Annotated in this window: 1 protein-coding gene; it reads left to right on the top strand. The window is 47.2% G+C overall.

Annotation, left to right across the window (positions count from 1 at the left end; genetic code table 11):
- The first annotated feature begins 71 nt into the window (after nucleotides 1-71).
- Nucleotides 72-1,159, top strand: a protein-coding gene (locus ABRZ26_RS25000; protein ID WP_319606706.1) for an IS3 family transposase whose coding sequence is annotated in 2 segments (ribosomal slippage) — nucleotides 72-324 and nucleotides 324-1,159 — 1,089 coding nt in all. Because the reading frame shifts where the segments join, the coding sequence is not laid out codon by codon here.
- Nucleotides 1,160-1,197 lie beyond the last annotated feature (38 nt).

The following is a 1,197-nucleotide window of genomic DNA, read 5'->3' as shown; positions in this document are numbered from 1 at the left end:
GGTAATCCCCCCGAAAAAGCGGAGTGTTCATAAGTAGAATTTTCTCGTAATCTGAACGCAGGAGATTCGCTATGAAAAAATCACGCTTTACCGACAGTCAGATCATCGCCATCCTCAAACAGGCCGAAGCAGGAACGCCTGTGCCTGAACTGTGCCGCGAGCATGGCATCAGCAGCGCCAGTTTTTATAAGTGGCGGGCTAAATTCGGCGGAATGGATGCGTCCCTTATGACTCGCCTGAAAGAGCTGGAAGATGAGAACCGCCGTCTCAAAAAGATGTATGCGGAAGAACGGCTTAAGGCTGAAATCATTCAGGAAGCCATGCAAAAAAAGTGGTAAAGCCATCTCAGCGTCGGCAGATGGCAAAAGCGGCAGTGGAAAACAGGTACATCAGTATTCGTTTTGCCTGTCAGATATTTTCGGTCAGTGAAAGTTGTTACCGCTATGTGCCAAAACTTAATGAGGAAAATCAGCAAATTGCCGACTGGTTATTGCGCATTACCGATAGTCAGCGAAACTGGGGTTTTGGCCTGTGTTATCTGTACCTCCGCAATGTAAAGGGATTCGGCTGGAACCCTAAAAGGGTATACCGGATTTACTGTGAGCTTTCGCTAAATATGCGCATTAAGCCGAAGAAAAGATTGAAACGGGAAGAGCCGGCGCCGTTGAGGGTACCGGAACAAAGCAATGAAAGCTGGTCGATGGACTTTATGCATGACCAGCTAGCAGATGGCCGCTCAATCCGGTTATTGAACATCATTGATGATTTTAACCGTGAGGCACTGGCAATAGAAGTGGACTTCTCGTTACCGTCGGTTCGGGTAAAGCAAACGCTGGAGCGTCTGATTGAGTGGCGAGGGAAACCGGTTTCAATACGTTGTGACAATGGTCCGGAATATACGAGTAGCGAGTTGATGCAATGGGCTAAAAACAACGACATTGAACTAAATTTTATCCAGCCGGGTAAACCGCAGCAAAATGCCTATATCGAGCGTTATAACCGGACAGTGCGTTATGACTGGCTGGGGCAATATATATTTTCCTCACTGGACGAATTACAACGGTACGCAACAGAATGGCAGTGGTTTTATAATCACGAAAGGCCGAATATGGCGTTGGGCGGATATACCCCAAAACAGCATGTGTTACGTGCTGCATAACTCTACTTATGGCATCCGTTAAAAATGGGGGGATTACC

This window comes from Brenneria sp. L4-2C (assembly GCF_040240335.1).
GTDB lineage: Bacteria > Pseudomonadota > Gammaproteobacteria > Enterobacterales > Enterobacteriaceae > Brenneria.
Note: the sequence above shows the minus strand (reverse complement) of the source record. Positions and strands in the feature narration are given on the sequence as shown.